Here is a 16,015-nt window from a genome sequence, read left to right as displayed (position 1 = left end):
ACATAGTGGTATAAAATATTTGATAACTAAAGACTAGACTGGTATACAAATAGTGACAAGAGCACCGTTCTCAAAATTACTCAAATTTACTTCTCCGCCATGAATTTTCGCTACCCGATTAACAAATGCTAATCCAATTCCGAAATGACTTCCTTGCTCTGAATTTGTTGCCTGTTTGTCTTGAAAGTATAGTAACCCATATTTCTCGAGTATATTCTCCGAAAATGAAGAATTGCTATTCCATATGGAAATATAAAATTTATTATCTATTAACTTATAGTCTACTCTTATTAATGGAGAATTACTTTTGGAATGGTCAATTGCATTATTAATAATATTTAGGATTGCTCGTAGGAATAGGTTTAAATTAAGTGTTAAATTAATAGTGATTGGTAGATTATTGGAAAATTGGATTTTTGCCTTTTTATCAGTAATTAACTTAATTTCTTGTTCAAATAATTCAAGTAAGTAATCCGAAGAGAAACTCTCCCAATTAGAACTATCATTATAGAATGTTTTAGAGTAATTAATTAGCTGATTAAAGTATCTATTAAGTTGTTGGCTAGCAATTTCGATATCTCCTAAACATTGACCAATATTTCCAGTAATATCCATAGATTGTAAAAATTGAGCATTTCCTTGAATAATTGTTAAAGGTGTCTTCAAATCATGTGCTGCAGCTGAGACTTGAAACATCAATTCCTTTTTTTGCTGTTTTTCAGATTGAAGCATTTTTTTAATCGTTGACTGCATTTCCTGAATTTTTTGTCTTGTTTCAATCAGTTCAATCAAAGTTAATTTAGCTGGGGCTTGTTCATTTATATCAACCAATAGACTTTGATTATAAACAATATTTGTTTCTTGCTTTATCTTTTCTAGAAGGTTGCTAATATTTTTAGCAATAATAGAAAATAAAATTAGACTAATATAAATCCAAGAAATCGTGCTGAAATAGATAGTAAATGCACCTGCATTTTTTTCAGTAATATTAGTAAAAGCAGTAAATAACAATGGTAGCAAATAAAATAGAAAAAGACTAATAAGAAATTGTCTTAAAATCTTAAAATATGTTTGTTTAATCAGTTGGTTAAAAGTCAGAGCGTTATCCACTGATAACCACCTCCCCAGATTGTTTTAATTGGATTAATTTCATAAGGTTTTAATTTTTGCCTGATTTGGTATACATACTCTGTAATAGACCTTCCCAGTGTTTCAGAATCATGAGGGTAAAGATAATCAAAGAGTTCGTCATTTGAAAATATTCTATTTGGATTGCTGGAAAGCAACAAAATTAATTGGAATTCTCTTTTTGTAGTTGGAATATGTATATCTGAAATTCTAAGTTCTTCTTTAGTTTTATCAATTGCCAGAGGTCCAAATTGTAGAATCTCACTAGAATGATTATTGCGCACTTCTCGACGGATATGCATCTGTACTCTAGCTACTAGTTCAGGTATGCTAAATGGTTTTGTAATATAGTCATCTGCACCGGACTGTATACCATATACAATATCCTCTTCTAAATTTTTGGCTGTTAAAAATATGATTGGAACAGAAATAAATTCTCGGATATACTTACAGATTTCAATTCCATCGTGGGGCATCATAATATCTAAAATAATTAAATCATAGCCGATAAAATGACAGATATCAATTTCTGGAATAGCAGTCCGCGTATCGACGACAAAGTTTTTATTCTCCAGAACATTTTGAATAAGTCTTAAAATGGCAATATCATCATCTATGACTAGGACTTTATATTTCATAATTATCTCTCCTTTTAAAATATATTCTAATTATACCATGTTTACCCTCAAGTAATGATATAGAATAATAATAATCTAAATAATGCAGACTTCTTATGGAAATGAGTATATAGTCTGTTACTCTATCACTAGTATACGACAATACGATAATCTGGAATCAAAAAAATTACATAGAAATCAGAAATTCTGATATTTTTCCGATATTCGTTTTGTAGAATATGAAATGTAGATGACAACTTATCATCTGCCCTAATAGTCACTATTATGGATTGGGAATTATTCTATAGCATATTTTTCTGAGAGTAGTTCAAAACTCCAAATCAGCAATATATGTGGTAAGTTAAATCAATTTGCTCAGAATTTAACAGGTAAACATAGTTGTTACTCTATTGAAATTGCTGTAGGGTAATATGAATAATAGGAAGGAGAATGCTATGTACCAAAAATCAACTATTACAAAAACGGTAGCTATCGAACTTCGACAAATGGTGCAGGTAATGGGTGCTTACAAAGGGCAGTTGCAGTTATGCTACGAGGAATAATAGATAGACGAACTTCAGTTCGGGTTTCAGCTTTCCAAGTAGTACAATTTATAGTTCATGTATGGCTAGAAATTGATGGGAAACCCATTGGTAAAGAAATGGATTTATCTAAATTTCAAAAAATTATATTTGTAAAAGGTGGAAAAGATAAATGATACAAATTGAGAAAATTAGCAAAGGTTTTAGCAGTAAGAGTGTTCTTTCAGAAGTTTCGTTTACAGCAAAAAAGGGCGAAATAACGGCATTAATTGGGCCAAATGGGTCTGGTAAATCAACTTTAATAAAAATATTGCTTGGCTTGATTTCGTCAGATGAAGGCAGAGCGACTTTTGATGGAAAAAATTATGAAGAATTAGGAAAATACCCCTTCAGATATGTAGGTGCATTTCTAGATAGTTTTCAACCCAATCCAACAAGGACGGCCTATAATCACTTGAGGTGGATTGCTTTAACTAGTGGTATAGAAAAGCAGAGATGTTTAGAATGTTTAAAAATAGTTGGCCTTCAGGATGTTGGTAATAAAAGGATAAAAGACTACTCTCTTGGAATGAAGCAAAGACTGGGGCTGGCTACGGCTATTTTAGCGAATCCTAAAATACTTATTTTGGATGAACCAATTAATGGACTTGATCCAGATGGAATTAGATGGGTTAGAGAGTTTCTAAGAGAATTTGTAAGAGACGATAAAATAGTTTTAATCACAAGCCACTATATGAATGAGTTAGAACTTACGGTTGATAAAATTGTAGGATTATCTAATGGTAAGGTAGTCATTGATGGTAGCAGTAAAGATGTTCTTGAAGAATATGGCTCTTTTGAGGAAGCATATTTTAAGTCTGTTACAAGTTAGATGGGGGTAATGATTTATGAAAAATACTCGTAGTGAACTATACAAAATATTATCATTGCCACTTTTTTGGAGGGGTGTAGCAATTGTGATTGGAATCACTGTATTCTTTACATTTCAAAATATTCAAGTCATTAATGCGATAGCAAATGGTAATACAGAGATTCTTATGCTTGAAGATACGACTAGTCAATTAACGGAGTTTCAAACAGTAAGAGATGCTGTATTGTCTTCCCCTTATCAATCTAGTATTCTATTTTTTCCAATCTTATTTGCACTGATTCTATCTACGGAGTACAAATTTGGTCAGGAATCATTAACTAAATTATTAACACCAAAATGGCAGACGATTTTAACAGGTCAGATTTGTTCTGGAATTATTGTAGCCAGTACGTTGACAGTTGCTCTATCCCTAATAAATAGTGCAATGCTCTATGTAATGTTAGATGAAACATTGCAAAATTATCTTAGCCTAGGTCTTGTTTTAGAAGTGACGTTAAGAATCATTATCTTTGCCATAACATTGACATTGCTTTCAATGTTTTTAGTAAAAATAACAAGAAAGCCTATTCCATCTGTCATTGTTATTGTAAGTATTCTTATTATAACTTTATCAGGCATATTGAAAGTCGTTTCTCCGACACTTGAAAATTTATTACCCCTAATAGGTGCAAAGTCATTTGTATTTGGAAGAGTAGAAAATAACAATCCTTCGGAAATGTATGGTTTATTATTATTATTATCTCAAGCATCAATAGTAACAATTTTGATGTATATTAAAGGTTGGTATAAAAATCAGAAGGACAAGAAATATGGATGAAATAGTATATGCTCTTATTTATAAAAAATATAGTTTGAATGCAGTGAAAATACAAATTTTAAGTCATTTATTGCTTATTCTATTTACATGTATTCTTAGTTTGATAACATTTGAAATCAATGGAAGTTATATTGTGTTATCAATTAATCAAATTTTGGCAATTACATCTTATTTATTTATGATTGGTGGACTGATAAATGGATCTATAGAAGTCGAGAATCCAGAATCTAAAATAGTCTATTTATTAATCGGAAACAAAAAAAGTAGTACACAAAAAATCATTATTGTTGAATTGATAGATTGTGTATTACAAGCCATTCTATCATTCTTAGTTATCGCAATCTTCTTCATTTTTAAAGGAAGTATTAAAGAAGTTAGCGTAATACAGTTTTTTTCTTATCTATTTAGTAGCGTTTTGTGTTTCTTCATTGCATATTATTTAACTTTATTTTTTAAGAGTTCAATGACAGCGATAGCTACTTTGCTACTATTTCCAATATTAGTTATACCCTATATTGAGCGTGTATTTCCTGGAGTATTACCATTCATTTATTATGAAACTATTTCTGAAAGTTTTAAAATATCAGCAGTATCTGATAGTCATATCATACTGTTATTGTGGAATTTGATTTTACTCCTATTAATTTATTTGAAAGTCAAAAAGAGGTTGAAAAATGATTAGTAAAATCATTCAGAGGTCATGTTCCGGGAATTTTTAATATTACTAAAACCATATAAAATAGCTATAAGTATTGCTTTGATTATTGCACTGATTTCGTCAACATTATCAATTTTTCAACCAATACTTCTTTCAAAAATTATTGACAATATTAACGATAACATTTTAGGACAAACTGTAATATTTTTCTCCATAATAGTATTGTTATCTGCAATCCTTAACTCAATTAAGCAGTATATATTGGAGAGTATTAGTGAAAATTTAGTGAGTAGTTTACGAATTCAAATTGTAAATCGATCAATAAAATATAAGATTGAAGTATTTGATACTAAAAAGATTGGGGATTTGGCATCAATCTTGAGTGCGGATACAGCCCAGCTAAGGGGGATTTTGAGCCAAGGAATAGTAGAATTGATATCACAAACATTCACAATGATATTTGCATTGATTATGATGTTTTATCTTGATATTCAATTATTTGGTGTATCTTTGTTAGCCGTACTCTCTCTTTTAATTTGTGGCTTATTTCTTGGAAAAAAAACTAGACCGATTGCAAAGGATTTACAAGAAATAGTTGGAGAGTTATCCTCTGAGTTAGAACGAACTTTGCGGGGGATTAGGACTATTCGAGCATTTTTATCAGAAGTTGTTTTTATTGAAAGAATGAGTAGTGTTGTAACTAATGCGACAAAAATTGGTAAAAAAGTAGCTATTTTTAAATCGATTATAAGTGGCTTTTCCAATATAGCACTACAAATAATGCTAATAATAATTATTGGAATTGGTTCAATTAGAGTTGCTACAGGGATTATATCTATTGGAAATCTAAGTGCCTTTATAATGTATGTAATGCTAGTGCTGACTCCAGCTGCAATGCTAGGAGGAGTATTGTCATCAATAAATGAGGGGTTAGGAGCTTATTCTAGGATTAAACTTGCATTGGAACTTCCGATAGAAGATGATGTAAATTCTTTAAATGTTCTTGATAAAAAAACGAATCTAGTTTTGCAAATTAAAAATTTAACCTTTAAATATAATGGCAATTCTGACAAAAATATTCTAAACAAGATTAATATTTCAGTTAATGGTCCGGGAGTGACAGCATTAGTTGGACCATCTGGTTCAGGAAAAACAACAATATTTGAACTTATTGAAAGATTTTATGATTCAGATAATGGGTCAATAGAATTGTATGGAAATAATATTTATGATTTGCCAATTAAAGTTCTTCGTTCAAAGATAACCTTTGTGGAACAAAATGCTTCAATCTTTTCTGGAACAGTACTAGAGAATCTACAAATAGCTAATAAGAATGTTTCAAGATTTGACTGCTTGTATGCACTTAATTTAGTTAATCTTTTTCAGGATATTCCTGAGGAAGAAATACTAGATAGGGTAATAGGGGAGTCTGGACTCACTTTGAGTGGTGGTGAACAACAAAGGTTATCGTTAGCTAGGGCTTTAATTTCTCCGAATGACATAATATTATTGGATGAGAGTACATCGAATTTAGATAGTATAAACGAGTCAAAAATACAACAAGTAATTAAAGATTTATCTAGTAAGAAGACTGTTTTAATAATTGCTCATAGATTATCTACTATTCAAAACGCTGATTCAATTTATTTAATAAGAGAAGGAGAAGTGCATGACTTCGGTACTCATCAAGAACTATTATCAAGGAATAAACTCTATAAAGAATTGGTTGAAACTCAGTTTATTAATAAAGGAGCGTGAAAGTCAGCAAATTAATAGAATTAAGCTTTAGACGATTTTTTCAGTAAACCAATTAGGATTTAAGAAAAACTCAAAAATCAATGGGCCTTGATCAACGATAAAAAACAATAGGGTGAATCAATATTTTCGACATATTTTATATATGAAAAAGATAGCAGTACCTAAAATGATATATAAATCAACAATCGGCATTTAAGATAGTAAAAACTATTAAATAGAAAACGAACGGATTAAGAATGTACCTTATTAGAAAATTAATCTTGTTCGTTTTTATGTTTTACACTATTAATCATTAACAATAGTTAATAATATATTTATTTAATTTATAAGTGTGTTTTTAAATATTTTTATGCCAATTTGGCATAAAATACAAGTCTCGTTCAGATCTTAACTATAATTTTCTTAGAAGTGAACGAGTGTATAGGCGCGTCAGAGATTTGATTTACGCAAGAGTATATTGCACAGTACTTGTTCTGGAGTCAATTTCATACTCTAAGATTGAGGGTGCTCAACGAACGCTAGCTATCTATTGACTATTTAATAATGCTCTCTTCCCTCTATAAAGTATACATTAGGGCTGGCAGATTGTCCTTATTACCTGAAAAATAAAAAATAGTCCCTCCTGATTTGTTCATTGATAATTGAATAATCTTAGGTGGGACTTTATTTGTTGAGCAATAGAATGTAATGTGCTAGGAAATGAGCGAGAATCATTTATTCAAAAATAGTATGGTAACCTATCTGCCATGACACAATTAATGATAATGATACTTCTGACCGTTCAGGCCGCCATCGTAAAAAGATAGCGGGTGAAACTCCCATGAGTGATAATACTAATCATTCCCACTGAGAGCAACTTAGAGTAACATGTTATCAGGAGGGAAAGTTCTGGAATAATCAGTAGTAAAATATAGTATGCAATTTTCAATGCTTAAATTTTTATACTCCCGAAATATGCTAACTAATAGTCACATAATCAAAAGGTTGGAATTTATAAGTGTGGACGAAAGTTTTCATACTATGTCCCCTTGGTTTTTCTTTCATCACTTCTGTGAACTCTGTCAGAAAGTCAGACTAAATCTTATTAAGTTACAAGTAATAGCTAGCTTCTATAGAATGATAATGAAAATTCTAGATTGGATTTGCATAATACTGTTATCAGTAGATCTTCTATCCATTGATTTGTTTCACCTGTGTTACAGAATCTCGATTAGTTTTACAAGTAAAAATAGAACGGTTTCTATCCTAACGACGAGCAGCCTAAGCAGTTTTTTCCTTTGTTTAAATAAACCTAAAATTTAGTATTGTTCAGCTTCAGAGAAGTGCTTGTATGATTGATTTGTGAACATTTTCCTATAATTTTGTAATATTTTTGAGACTATAATATATCAGATAAACATGTCTTTTGTGTTTCACTTTATTTTAAAATAATACTAATTTTTGAAAGTCAGTAATATTAAATATTTGATAAAATCTTTGCTCTCAGATGGTTAATAGATATGCTTATGAGAAGTGTTTAATAAATTAATTTTAGTTCAAAATGTCCAATTTGGACACTTTGAATGATTTCTTAGTTTTATATATTATACTTTTCTCAGGAGAAAGCTAGATGTACAGACGTTTGAGAGATTTGAGGGAAGATCACGATTTGACCCAAAAACAAATAGCTAAAATACTTTCGTTTACAAACTCAGCTTATGCTAAAATTGAACGGGGGGAACATATGTTAACTGCAGATGTATTGGTAACTCTCTCAAGCTTTTACGATGTTAGTACAGACTACCTATTGGGATTGACAGATTTTCCTGATAAAATTCGCTTTAGAAAATAATCTCCTCAATTTCATAGAGTGTGAAAATGAGGGGATTTTTTATTTGTTCTTTGAAAATTGAATAGTCCAAAATGGTACTTTCCTCATTTGTGGAGCAAATTTGAATGGCTCGCCATGATAAGAGCGATTTAAAACCATCAATAAAATAGAGCGATACTTTATATGCCATGATACAAATGATATACAATGATACTTCTGACCGTTCAGGCTGCCAACGTAAAAGAGCAGTAAGTGAAATTCTTATGATGACTTCATCAGTCATGCCATGGAGGAGATTGATAAAAGATAAAAGGGAAGTGATTTTTTGAAATCAAATTTAAAAAATTATATAGTCGAGCTAGAGATGCTAAATCTATTATTCTTAAAAAAACTTATTAGCGAAAAAGAATATGAAAAAATAAAGCTGAAACTGCGTAAAATATACACAAATTAGCTGACCTTTTTTATTGGTTGCGGTAAAATAAATGCAGAGAAATAGGAGGTTAAGCCATGTCAAATAACGTTGAAATTATAAAAGCAAATCCTTTAGTAACTAGAAGAAATGATAATAGTGGTTCTTTATCGAGGAGAGTAGCAGCATATTGTCGTGTTAGTTCCGATAGTGATGATCAAAAAAATAGCTATGATTCTCAAGTTCGTCATTATAGAGAGTATATATCACAGCACCCAGATTGGATTTTGGTTGACATTTATGCTGATGAAGGGATTTCAGGAACTCAAGTTGGAAAAAGACAAGATTTTCAAAGATTGATTTCAGATTGCCTTGATGGAAAAATAGACTATATCATTACCAAAGCCATTGCTCGCTTTGCTAGAAATACATTAGATACTCTCAAATATGTTCGTTTGCTCAAAGATAAACAAATTGGTGTATTTTTCGAAGAAGAAAATATTGATACTTTAACTATGGATGGTGAGTTACTATTGACGATATTAAGTTCAGTGGCTCAACAGGAAGTTGAAAATACATCTGCCCATGTTAAAAAGGGTTTAAAAATGAAGATGCAACGTGGAGAACTTATTGGTTTTCAAGGTTGTCTTGGTTATGACTATAATCAAGATACAAAGTCGATATCAATAAATGAAAAAGAAGCCAAGATAGTACGTTATATTTTTGAACGATACATTGATGGTATTGGGGGTAGGGCAATAGCTAGAGAACTTGATGAACTAGGTTATAAAACTCCGAGAGGTCTTGATCACTGGCAAGATACAACAGTTTTAGGAATTATTAAAAATGAGAAGTATAAAGGTGATATTCTAATGGGAAAAACTTTCACTGTTGATCCCATTAGTAAGAGACGTTTAATAAATTTCGGTGAAGAAGATAAATACTACATTAAAAATAATCATGATGCAATAATTAGTCCAGAAATTTTTACACAGGCGCAAGAAATTCGATTACGGAGATCAGGAAACAAAAAAACCATAGCAAATACAAAAGGTAAACGAGAAAGATATTCAAGAATGTACCCTTTTAGCAGTAGATTGGAATGTGGTTTTTGTGGTACTGTTCTGTCTAGAAGAAGTTGGCACTCTAGTTCAGAGTACAAAAAGATTATTTGGCACTGTACAACATCTATAAAGAGAGGTAAAAAGCATTGCACTCATAGTAAAGGCATAGAGGAAAAAGCAATAGAAAATGCTTTTTTACAGAGCTACCAACAGTTGTTTTATGAAAATAATAACCTAACTGAAGACTTTCTTGAAATTATAAAAGAAGAGCTTACTGATGATACCTTAAAAGTAGAGTTGAATAAGATAGTTAGTAAATTAAATTCGTTGTACAAAAAAGAAGAAAAATTAGTTTCAATGAATCTAGATGGAAAAATAAGTGATTCTGTATATGAAGATAAATTCAATCAAATACAAATTGAGAAAGAAAAACTTTTAGAAGAAAAAGTAAACTTAGAAGTAACTTTAAAATCAGAAGTTGATATAAAAAGTAGATTAGAGAATTTTAAAGAAATTTTAACTTCACAAAAGACTTTGACGGAGTTTGACAAGGACATTTTTGAAAGTATCGTTGAAAAAATAATAGTAGGCGGAATAAATTCTGATGGAGAAATTGATCCAGCAATGTTGACTATAATTTTTAAAACGGGAGATTCTTCGACTAAAGATGCAAAATCTTACAAATCTAAAAGAAAGAATGCTAAAATAGAAAATGATAAATTGTGTTTTAATGCCGTAACCGATGACGAAAAAAAGTGTACAAATAAAGAAAACAGCGCATGTTGAGGCGGTATCACTGCTTGTACGAGCTTAGAAAAAATGTTGACGAAAAATCCTTGGTGTCAAGGATTTTTTTGGTATCCTCAAAAAGGTAATTTTATAATTGACAATTTGTCAGTATAGTAGTATAATTTATAATCAGGAGGAATAAAATGCGAGATGTAAAAGATCCGGAAATTCGACGGGCTGAGATTATGGATGCTGCTATGCTCCTCTTTATGGAGAAAGGATATGCGAACACAACAACTCAGGATATAGTCGATAAGGTAAATATATCACGAGGTTTGTTATACTATCACTTTAAGAACAAAGAAGATATTCTGTATTGTCTTGTGGAACGTTATTCAGAGAAATTATTGAGAGATATTCATGTGATTGTCAATGATGACGACAAAACTGCTATTGAAAAAATAAGAGCCTTTATAGATGCCACAATAATCTCTACAGATAACGTTTCAGCGGAAGGAACTGAGTTACAAAAGACGGTTGATCTTGAAGAAAATCGTTATATGTTAGATAAGTTATCTCATAAGCTCATTGAAAAACTGACTATATATTTTGAGAGGATAATAAATCAAGGTATCTCAGAAAAAGTATTTTCTGTAAAATATCCATCAGAAACAGCAGAATTTCTGATGACAGCCTATGTTTTTGTTTCAAATAACATAGGTATAATAACTTCAAAGAAAGAACCTGTCAAAGATTACTTGAATGCATTTAAGATAATGCTGGAACAAAATCTAAATACAAAAGGACTCTTTAGCAATTAAAAAAAGATAGAATGTTTGTAAAGAGAACTATGTACCGATAGCTAAATCAAAACAAGCTATCGGTATTATTTCAAAATATAACTGACAAATTGTCAATGGAGACGAAAATATGTTAGAGATAAAGAATTTTAGTAAAAGTTATGGGGATAAGAAGGTTGTGGATAACCTATCTATTTCAGTACAGCCTGGAGATATTTATGGTTTTATTGGAGCAAATGGTGCAGGAAAAACGTCAACGATAAAGGCAGTTGTTGGTATCCATGATTTTGAAGACGGAAGTATAATTATCAACGGTCATTCTATTAAAGAAGAACCTGTTATTTGTAAAAAAATGATGGCGTATATCCCAGATAATCCAGATTTGTATGAACATATGACAGGACTTCAATATATTAATTTTATTGCTGACCTGTTTGAAATTCCTACAAAAACACGCAGGGAGAGAATCCAAAAATACGGTGATTTATTTGATATGACTGAGCATCTTTCGGGGATTATTTCTTCATATTCACATGGTATGAAGCAACGAACAGCCATTATTTCTGCACTTGTACATTCTCCCAAACTGTTGATTTTAGATGAACCTTTTGTTGGGCTAGATCCCAAAGCAACTTTCCTACTAAAGAAAATTATGCATGAGTGTGTTTCAGATGGAGGTGCTATTTTCTTTTCAACCCATGTATTGGATGTTGCGGAAAAATTATGTAATAAGATTGCCATTATCAAAAATGGAAAGTTAGTTGCAAGTGGTAATACAGGAGATATCAAAGGCAATGAATCATTGGAGGCATTTTTCATGGAGGTGCAGGGCAATGAGTAACATTTGGATACTAATTAGAGCACAATTGATAAATTTTTTTCCCATTAACCAGATTAGAGAGACGGGAAATAAAAAACAAAGTTCAATGGCTATTGCGAGTTTTGGCATAGTAACTCTTGCCTTATTTTGCTTTTTTTATAATATGCTAACAGCTAAAACATTGGTACAAGTTGGACAGCAGAACTTGATACCGGCATATATGGTCTCTGTATCAAGTTTTTCAATATTATTTTTGACTGTCTTTTATTCGAATGGCATTTTATTTGGCAGTCGAGATATGGAAATTCTCCTATCCTTACCTGTTAAAAGTTCGTATATTATCACCAGCAAGTTCATGTTTATGTACTTATTGAATTTTTTAATCGGCTTGATGTTTATGCTTCCGGGTGGAATTGTATGGGGCTTGAACGGAAGTTTAAACCTCCTACAGATTATATTGTATTTTACTTCTATAATTTTTGCCCCGTTGATCCCCATGTGTATAGCGACATGCATGGGAATCGTTATTGTTGTCGCTTCATCTTTTTTTAAAAGGAAAAATGTTATCTCTCTTATTTTTTCATTTGCGATGTTAGGTATAATTGGATATTTTGCATTATCAGCTTTGCAATCAGGTGATGAAAGTAGTATTGGGGTTACTCTGGCTAAGCAAATTACTGGACTGTATCCAATTTCTAGACTATTTATGTCATACTACAATTTTCCAATGTACTATGGAATGGGATTTTATATAGTTCTTTCAATAGTCGTCTTTTATCTATTTGTCAAAATTGCTTCGTTGAAGTATGGAATACTTAATACACTTGCCAATACAAAATCAAGATATGCTAATTGCAAAGTATCTTATGAAAGAAAATCGGTATTTTTTGCCTTGTATCAAAAAGAGCTTGGACGATTTTTAAGTTCTTATATGGCAGTCTTGAATGCTGGGCTTGGAGTGATTCTTTTATGTGTCTTTAGTATATGTTTCCTGTTTAATTCTGTAGGGCAAATAGGAAATTCTGCAGGAATTGAAAATATAAATGAGTATCTTTCAAACTTAGCTCCCGTCTTTATTTCATCTATGCTTTCACTCAGTTGTCCAGCAGCTTCATCTATGTCTTTAGAGGGTAAAAATATTTGGATTTTGAAAAGTTCTCCGGTTGAAGTGAAAATGATTTTAAATGCTAAGATAGCTGTCAACCTTACACTTCATTTGATTGGATATATGATTTCTGTATCTGTATTTATGCTTAAACTTGATATGAATCCTATTCAAGTTATGAATCTAGTTATTGTTCCTATATGTTACTCCCTTTTTATAACGGTAATCGGAATTGCATTAAATAAAAAATATCCTAACTATGATTGGGACAGTGAGATGATAGTTGTCAAACAAAGTCTTCCTGTTATTGTAACTGGAATTATTGGTATGATTGCGCTTATTACGCCACTTTTGCTTAATTGGCTGTTTAATCTTCCGATTATATTTGTTTTACAGGTAGTATCAGTAGTTTTATTGATTATTACAATGGGTGTTTATTTAACAATAAGCAAGTCAAATTTTATCTAGTTAAAGGAGAAAAATAAGATGAAAAACAGACTGATAAAAGATATTTTGGTGTTATTAGTAATGCTAGCTATAATAGTTGTTATTTGTAGATTTCTCCCAGAAAAAGTTCCGATTCATTTCAATGCAAAAGGAGAAGCAGATATGTTTGCAAATAAATACTATCTTCTACTAGCTACAGTCATCCCCTATTCTGCATATTGGAAGTTTGTTAGGCAAAGTGATAATAAAAAGATTAAATGAAACCCCATCTATATTTACAAATTGCATCAAAATTAAGAACGACTATTTTAAGAGGTGATTATGCACCTGAACAACAAATTCCTTCAATAAGGAGATTAGCAGAAAACGAGAAGTGTAATCCGGCAACTGTCCAAAAAGCAATGAAAGTTCTCGAAGAACAGAATTTGATTATTAGCTGTGGAACATTAGGATATTTTGTCATAGCAAGCGAGCAAGAAATAAAGGAGTTAAGATATCAAGAATCTAACAAGCTAGTGAAAATTTTGTTTGAAAAACTTGGTGAGCTAGACTTTTCAGAAGATGAGATTGTCAATTTATTTTTTAGAAAAGATGCTTAGAAGAAGTTGAATGGAAATTTATTAGGATTTTTGTGAAAGTATAGAAAAGCCTTGATTGTAAGGCTTTTTTGCATTTTCCAATAAAGAACTTGACATTATTAGTTACTTCCACTACAATAGAATTACATACCGACAGTATGATAGAAAGGAAATATGATGGCAAGGAGTAGAAACTCACATGAAACTAGAAAAAAAATACTAGAGGTCTCAAAAAATTTATTTTTAGAAAAAGGATTTGACAATACGTCAATACAAGATATCATAGATGGCTTAGGTGGATTAACAAAAGGTGTTATCTATCATCATTTTGAGTCTAAATATGATATACTGCAAACAATCATTAGCGAAAACAATCAAGAAATTTTCAATTATAATTGGAGAGGAAATACTGGATTAGAAAAGATACAAAATTCTTTGATGGACTCTTTCTCTAATTTTGAACATCAAAGGCTCGTTTACTCTGCCTCAATCATGCTAAGAAGTCCACGTTTGTTAGGAGAGCAGTATCTAGGTCTATTTTCTGATTTTTTACCCGAAATTAGAGAAAGAGTTTTCGAAGGAGTTGAAGATGGGTCTATTAAAACAGAATATCCAGAAGAGCTAGCAGATTTAATTGTTTTAACTCTAAATATTTGGATTGGTTTCCAAATTTCCGTTTTTTCATTAGTAGAATTAAAGCGCAAAATGAATTTCATTAAACTTACTTTTGAAGGTCTAGGGGTACAGTTAATTTCTGATGAAATGATGGAGGTGATTTTCAACTTATTCGATCACTTAAAAGGTGTCAAATAAATTATAAGTATTGATATTTTAAAAAATACCATACTCTAGATATGGTATTAAAAATTCCATTATACATACCTTCAGTATGTTTATTTTTTGAATTTCACATACCAGAAGTATGTAAAGTGCTTTTTGAATAGTGTAATTAATATTAACAAAATTTTTTGGAGGAAAAATCTATGTTGTCGCTTATTAAAATAGAATTAAATAAAGTTTCAAAATCAAAATTATTTTTAGCCTGGATGTGTACTATATTTATAGTGTTAGGTATTATAGCAATCATTATTATGGGTTTAGGTACTGATAATAAACTAGGAGAATTCACTGGACAGGATTCTAATGTTATTAGAGTTACTGGTAAATGGGAAGGTTGGGCAATTGTAGCTTCATTGTTTTCATCTTTATTTACCAAAGCAGCATTTTTGATTTTTGAATCTTATTTATTGTCTACGATTATTATTGATGAATTTAAACGAAGAACAATTTTTCAGCTGTTTTCCTACCCTGTTTCTAAAATAAAGTTACTATGGGGAAAAGTGCTTACAGTAATTCTGATATCATTTATTGCTCATTTTACTGCACATTTAGTTATTCAATTATTAATTAAATTAGTAGCAGTTTTAACTGAATCAAATTATATCCCAGTAGCTAATCAAATGATTAACTTAGCTGGAATTACGTTTGGAACGGTATTAATCGGAATACTACCTTTTGTTTTAGGCATGATTAGGCATTCAATAGCTATAACAATGCTTTCAGGACTTGGTTTAGCAGCTTTACTTTCGAATGTAAGTCCAGGCAGTTTAACGAATAATTTTGTTGATAACTTATTCTTCTTAATATTTGCTAGTTTCATAAGTTTAATGATTGTTTCGTTTTCAATTTATACTATTTCAAAATCAGATATTAATATCAAGTAGTATAGCTAAATTTAATGGAAGGAAAGTGCTAATTTTGTGATGATTTATTTAAACGAAGAGACTGTATAAGTTAGTATTTATGCTCCTGAAGAAAAATTCTTGCATTTAAAGCTAGATATAGAAAGAGAGATAGAA

At 30.8% G+C, this 16,015-nt stretch carries 16 protein-coding genes; 14 read left to right on the top strand and 2 right to left on the bottom strand.

All coding sequences use genetic code 11. The annotated features are described in order from the left end of the window. Positions 1-33 precede the first annotated feature (33 nt). Together ACLNCV_RS05965 and ACLNCV_RS05960 are read right to left on the bottom strand one after the other, a co-directional pair. On the bottom strand, positions 34-1,110 hold the full coding sequence (locus ACLNCV_RS05965) for a sensor histidine kinase (RefSeq protein WP_424844993.1): 1,077 nt from the start codon (positions 1,108-1,110) through the stop codon (positions 34-36). Continuing rightward, the gene (locus tag ACLNCV_RS05960) at positions 1,095-1,766 is read right to left on the bottom strand and encodes a response regulator transcription factor (protein ID WP_049544692.1); all 672 of its coding nucleotides are present in this window, start codon (positions 1,764-1,766) and stop codon (positions 1,095-1,097) included. Before ACLNCV_RS05960 ends, ACLNCV_RS05965 begins: the two co-directional genes overlap by 16 nt. Before the next feature lie 410 nt (positions 1,767-2,176). On the opposite strand from ACLNCV_RS05960, the gene ACLNCV_RS05955 reads away from it, so the two are divergent. The 14 genes from ACLNCV_RS05955 (at position 2,177) to ACLNCV_RS05890 (ending at position 15,880) form a co-directional block, all read left to right on the top strand. After that, positions 2,177-2,308, top strand: coding sequence for a hypothetical protein (locus tag ACLNCV_RS05955; RefSeq protein ID WP_424844992.1), 132 nt, complete (start codon positions 2,177-2,179; stop codon positions 2,306-2,308). Positions 2,309-2,459: 151 nt separating this feature from the next. Next, a complete protein-coding gene (locus ACLNCV_RS05950) occupies positions 2,460-3,158 on the top strand; it encodes an ABC transporter ATP-binding protein (protein WP_084925502.1) in 699 nt (232 codons plus the stop codon). A 16-nt stretch (positions 3,159-3,174) separates the two neighbouring features. After that, positions 3,175-3,975 carry a hypothetical protein gene (locus ACLNCV_RS05945; RefSeq protein WP_084925504.1) on the top strand — a complete coding sequence of 267 codons (801 nt, stop codon included), beginning with the start codon at positions 3,175-3,177 and terminating at the stop codon, positions 3,973-3,975. Then, positions 3,968-4,657, top strand: a complete 690-nt coding sequence (locus ACLNCV_RS05940; protein ID WP_084925506.1) for a hypothetical protein — start codon at positions 3,968-3,970, stop codon at positions 4,655-4,657. The genes ACLNCV_RS05945 and ACLNCV_RS05940 overlap by 8 nt, the downstream gene beginning before the upstream one ends. An 18-nt stretch (positions 4,658-4,675) precedes the next feature. Then, on the top strand, positions 4,676-6,391 hold the full coding sequence (locus ACLNCV_RS05935; protein WP_424844991.1) for an ABC transporter ATP-binding protein: 1,716 nt from the start codon (positions 4,676-4,678) through the stop codon (positions 6,389-6,391). Positions 6,392-8,000: 1,609 nt separating this feature from the next. Then, complete coding sequence (locus tag ACLNCV_RS05930) at positions 8,001-8,222, top strand: helix-turn-helix domain-containing protein (RefSeq protein WP_049544702.1); 222 nt, start codon at positions 8,001-8,003, stop codon at positions 8,220-8,222. A 489-nt stretch (positions 8,223-8,711) separates the two neighbouring features. Continuing rightward, positions 8,712-10,463, top strand: coding sequence for a recombinase family protein (locus ACLNCV_RS05925; RefSeq protein WP_424844990.1), 1,752 nt, complete (start codon positions 8,712-8,714; stop codon positions 10,461-10,463). A 146-nt stretch (positions 10,464-10,609) separates the two neighbouring features. After that, a complete protein-coding gene (locus ACLNCV_RS05920) occupies positions 10,610-11,227 on the top strand; it encodes a TetR/AcrR family transcriptional regulator (protein WP_045611710.1) in 618 nt (205 codons plus the stop codon). 109 nt (positions 11,228-11,336) lie between these two features. Continuing rightward, positions 11,337-12,047 carry an ABC transporter ATP-binding protein gene (locus tag ACLNCV_RS05915; RefSeq protein ID WP_424844989.1) on the top strand — a complete coding sequence of 237 codons (711 nt, stop codon included), beginning with the start codon at positions 11,337-11,339 and terminating at the stop codon, positions 12,045-12,047. Then, complete coding sequence (locus ACLNCV_RS05910) at positions 12,040-13,599, top strand: putative ABC transporter permease subunit (protein WP_424844988.1); 1,560 nt, start codon at positions 12,040-12,042, stop codon at positions 13,597-13,599. The genes ACLNCV_RS05915 and ACLNCV_RS05910 overlap by 8 nt, the downstream gene beginning before the upstream one ends. Positions 13,600-13,617: 18 nt before the next feature. Continuing rightward, complete coding sequence (locus tag ACLNCV_RS05905; protein ID WP_173254376.1) at positions 13,618-13,839, top strand: DUF1648 domain-containing protein; 222 nt, start codon at positions 13,618-13,620, stop codon at positions 13,837-13,839. Further along, positions 13,836-14,177, top strand: a complete 342-nt coding sequence (locus ACLNCV_RS05900; RefSeq protein WP_424844987.1) for a GntR family transcriptional regulator — start codon at positions 13,836-13,838, stop codon at positions 14,175-14,177. Before ACLNCV_RS05905 ends, ACLNCV_RS05900 begins: the two co-directional genes overlap by 4 nt. Before the next feature lie 156 nt (positions 14,178-14,333). Then, entirely contained in the window at positions 14,334-14,969 is a 636-nt protein-coding gene (locus ACLNCV_RS05895) for a TetR/AcrR family transcriptional regulator (RefSeq protein ID WP_424844986.1), read from the top strand. Positions 14,970-15,139: 170 nt separating this feature from the next. After that, positions 15,140-15,880 (top strand): ABC transporter permease, encoded by a 741-nt coding sequence (locus ACLNCV_RS05890; RefSeq protein ID WP_424844985.1) that lies wholly within the window; start codon positions 15,140-15,142, stop codon positions 15,878-15,880. The last annotated feature ends 135 nt before the right edge of the window (positions 15,881-16,015 follow it).

The sequence above is a fragment of the Streptococcus sp. CL5.50 genome (assembly GCF_049738015.1).
GTDB classification, from domain to species: domain Bacteria; phylum Bacillota; class Bacilli; order Lactobacillales; family Streptococcaceae; genus Streptococcus; species Streptococcus mitis_CA.
Note: the sequence above shows the minus strand (reverse complement) of the source record. Positions and strands in the feature narration are given on the sequence as shown.

Excerpts from the sequence above, each read along its gene's own strand:
- ACLNCV_RS05960 (WP_049544692.1), bottom strand. The coding sequence starts at position 1,766 with ATGAAATATAAAGTCCTAGTCATAGATGATGATATTGCCATTTTAAGA.
- ACLNCV_RS05955 (WP_424844992.1), top strand. The coding sequence starts at position 2,177 with ATGAATAATAGGAAGGAGAATGCTATGTACCAAAAATCAACTATTACA.
- ACLNCV_RS05950 (WP_084925502.1), top strand. The coding sequence starts at position 2,460 with ATGATACAAATTGAGAAAATTAGCAAAGGTTTTAGCAGTAAGAGTGTT.
- ACLNCV_RS05945 (WP_084925504.1), top strand. The coding sequence starts at position 3,175 with ATGAAAAATACTCGTAGTGAACTATACAAAATATTATCATTGCCACTT.
- ACLNCV_RS05940 (WP_084925506.1), top strand. The coding sequence starts at position 3,968 with ATGGATGAAATAGTATATGCTCTTATTTATAAAAAATATAGTTTGAAT.
- ACLNCV_RS05935 (WP_424844991.1), top strand. The coding sequence starts at position 4,676 with ATGTTCCGGGAATTTTTAATATTACTAAAACCATATAAAATAGCTATA.
- ACLNCV_RS05930 (WP_049544702.1), top strand. The coding sequence starts at position 8,001 with ATGTACAGACGTTTGAGAGATTTGAGGGAAGATCACGATTTGACCCAA.
- ACLNCV_RS05925 (WP_424844990.1), top strand. The coding sequence starts at position 8,712 with ATGTCAAATAACGTTGAAATTATAAAAGCAAATCCTTTAGTAACTAGA.
- ACLNCV_RS05920 (WP_045611710.1), top strand. The coding sequence starts at position 10,610 with ATGCGAGATGTAAAAGATCCGGAAATTCGACGGGCTGAGATTATGGAT.
- ACLNCV_RS05915 (WP_424844989.1), top strand. The coding sequence starts at position 11,337 with ATGTTAGAGATAAAGAATTTTAGTAAAAGTTATGGGGATAAGAAGGTT.
- ACLNCV_RS05910 (WP_424844988.1), top strand. The coding sequence starts at position 12,040 with ATGAGTAACATTTGGATACTAATTAGAGCACAATTGATAAATTTTTTT.
- ACLNCV_RS05905 (WP_173254376.1), top strand. The coding sequence starts at position 13,618 with ATGAAAAACAGACTGATAAAAGATATTTTGGTGTTATTAGTAATGCTA.
- ACLNCV_RS05900 (WP_424844987.1), top strand. The coding sequence starts at position 13,836 with ATGAAACCCCATCTATATTTACAAATTGCATCAAAATTAAGAACGACT.
- ACLNCV_RS05895 (WP_424844986.1), top strand. The coding sequence starts at position 14,334 with ATGGCAAGGAGTAGAAACTCACATGAAACTAGAAAAAAAATACTAGAG.
- ACLNCV_RS05890 (WP_424844985.1), top strand. The coding sequence starts at position 15,140 with ATGTTGTCGCTTATTAAAATAGAATTAAATAAAGTTTCAAAATCAAAA.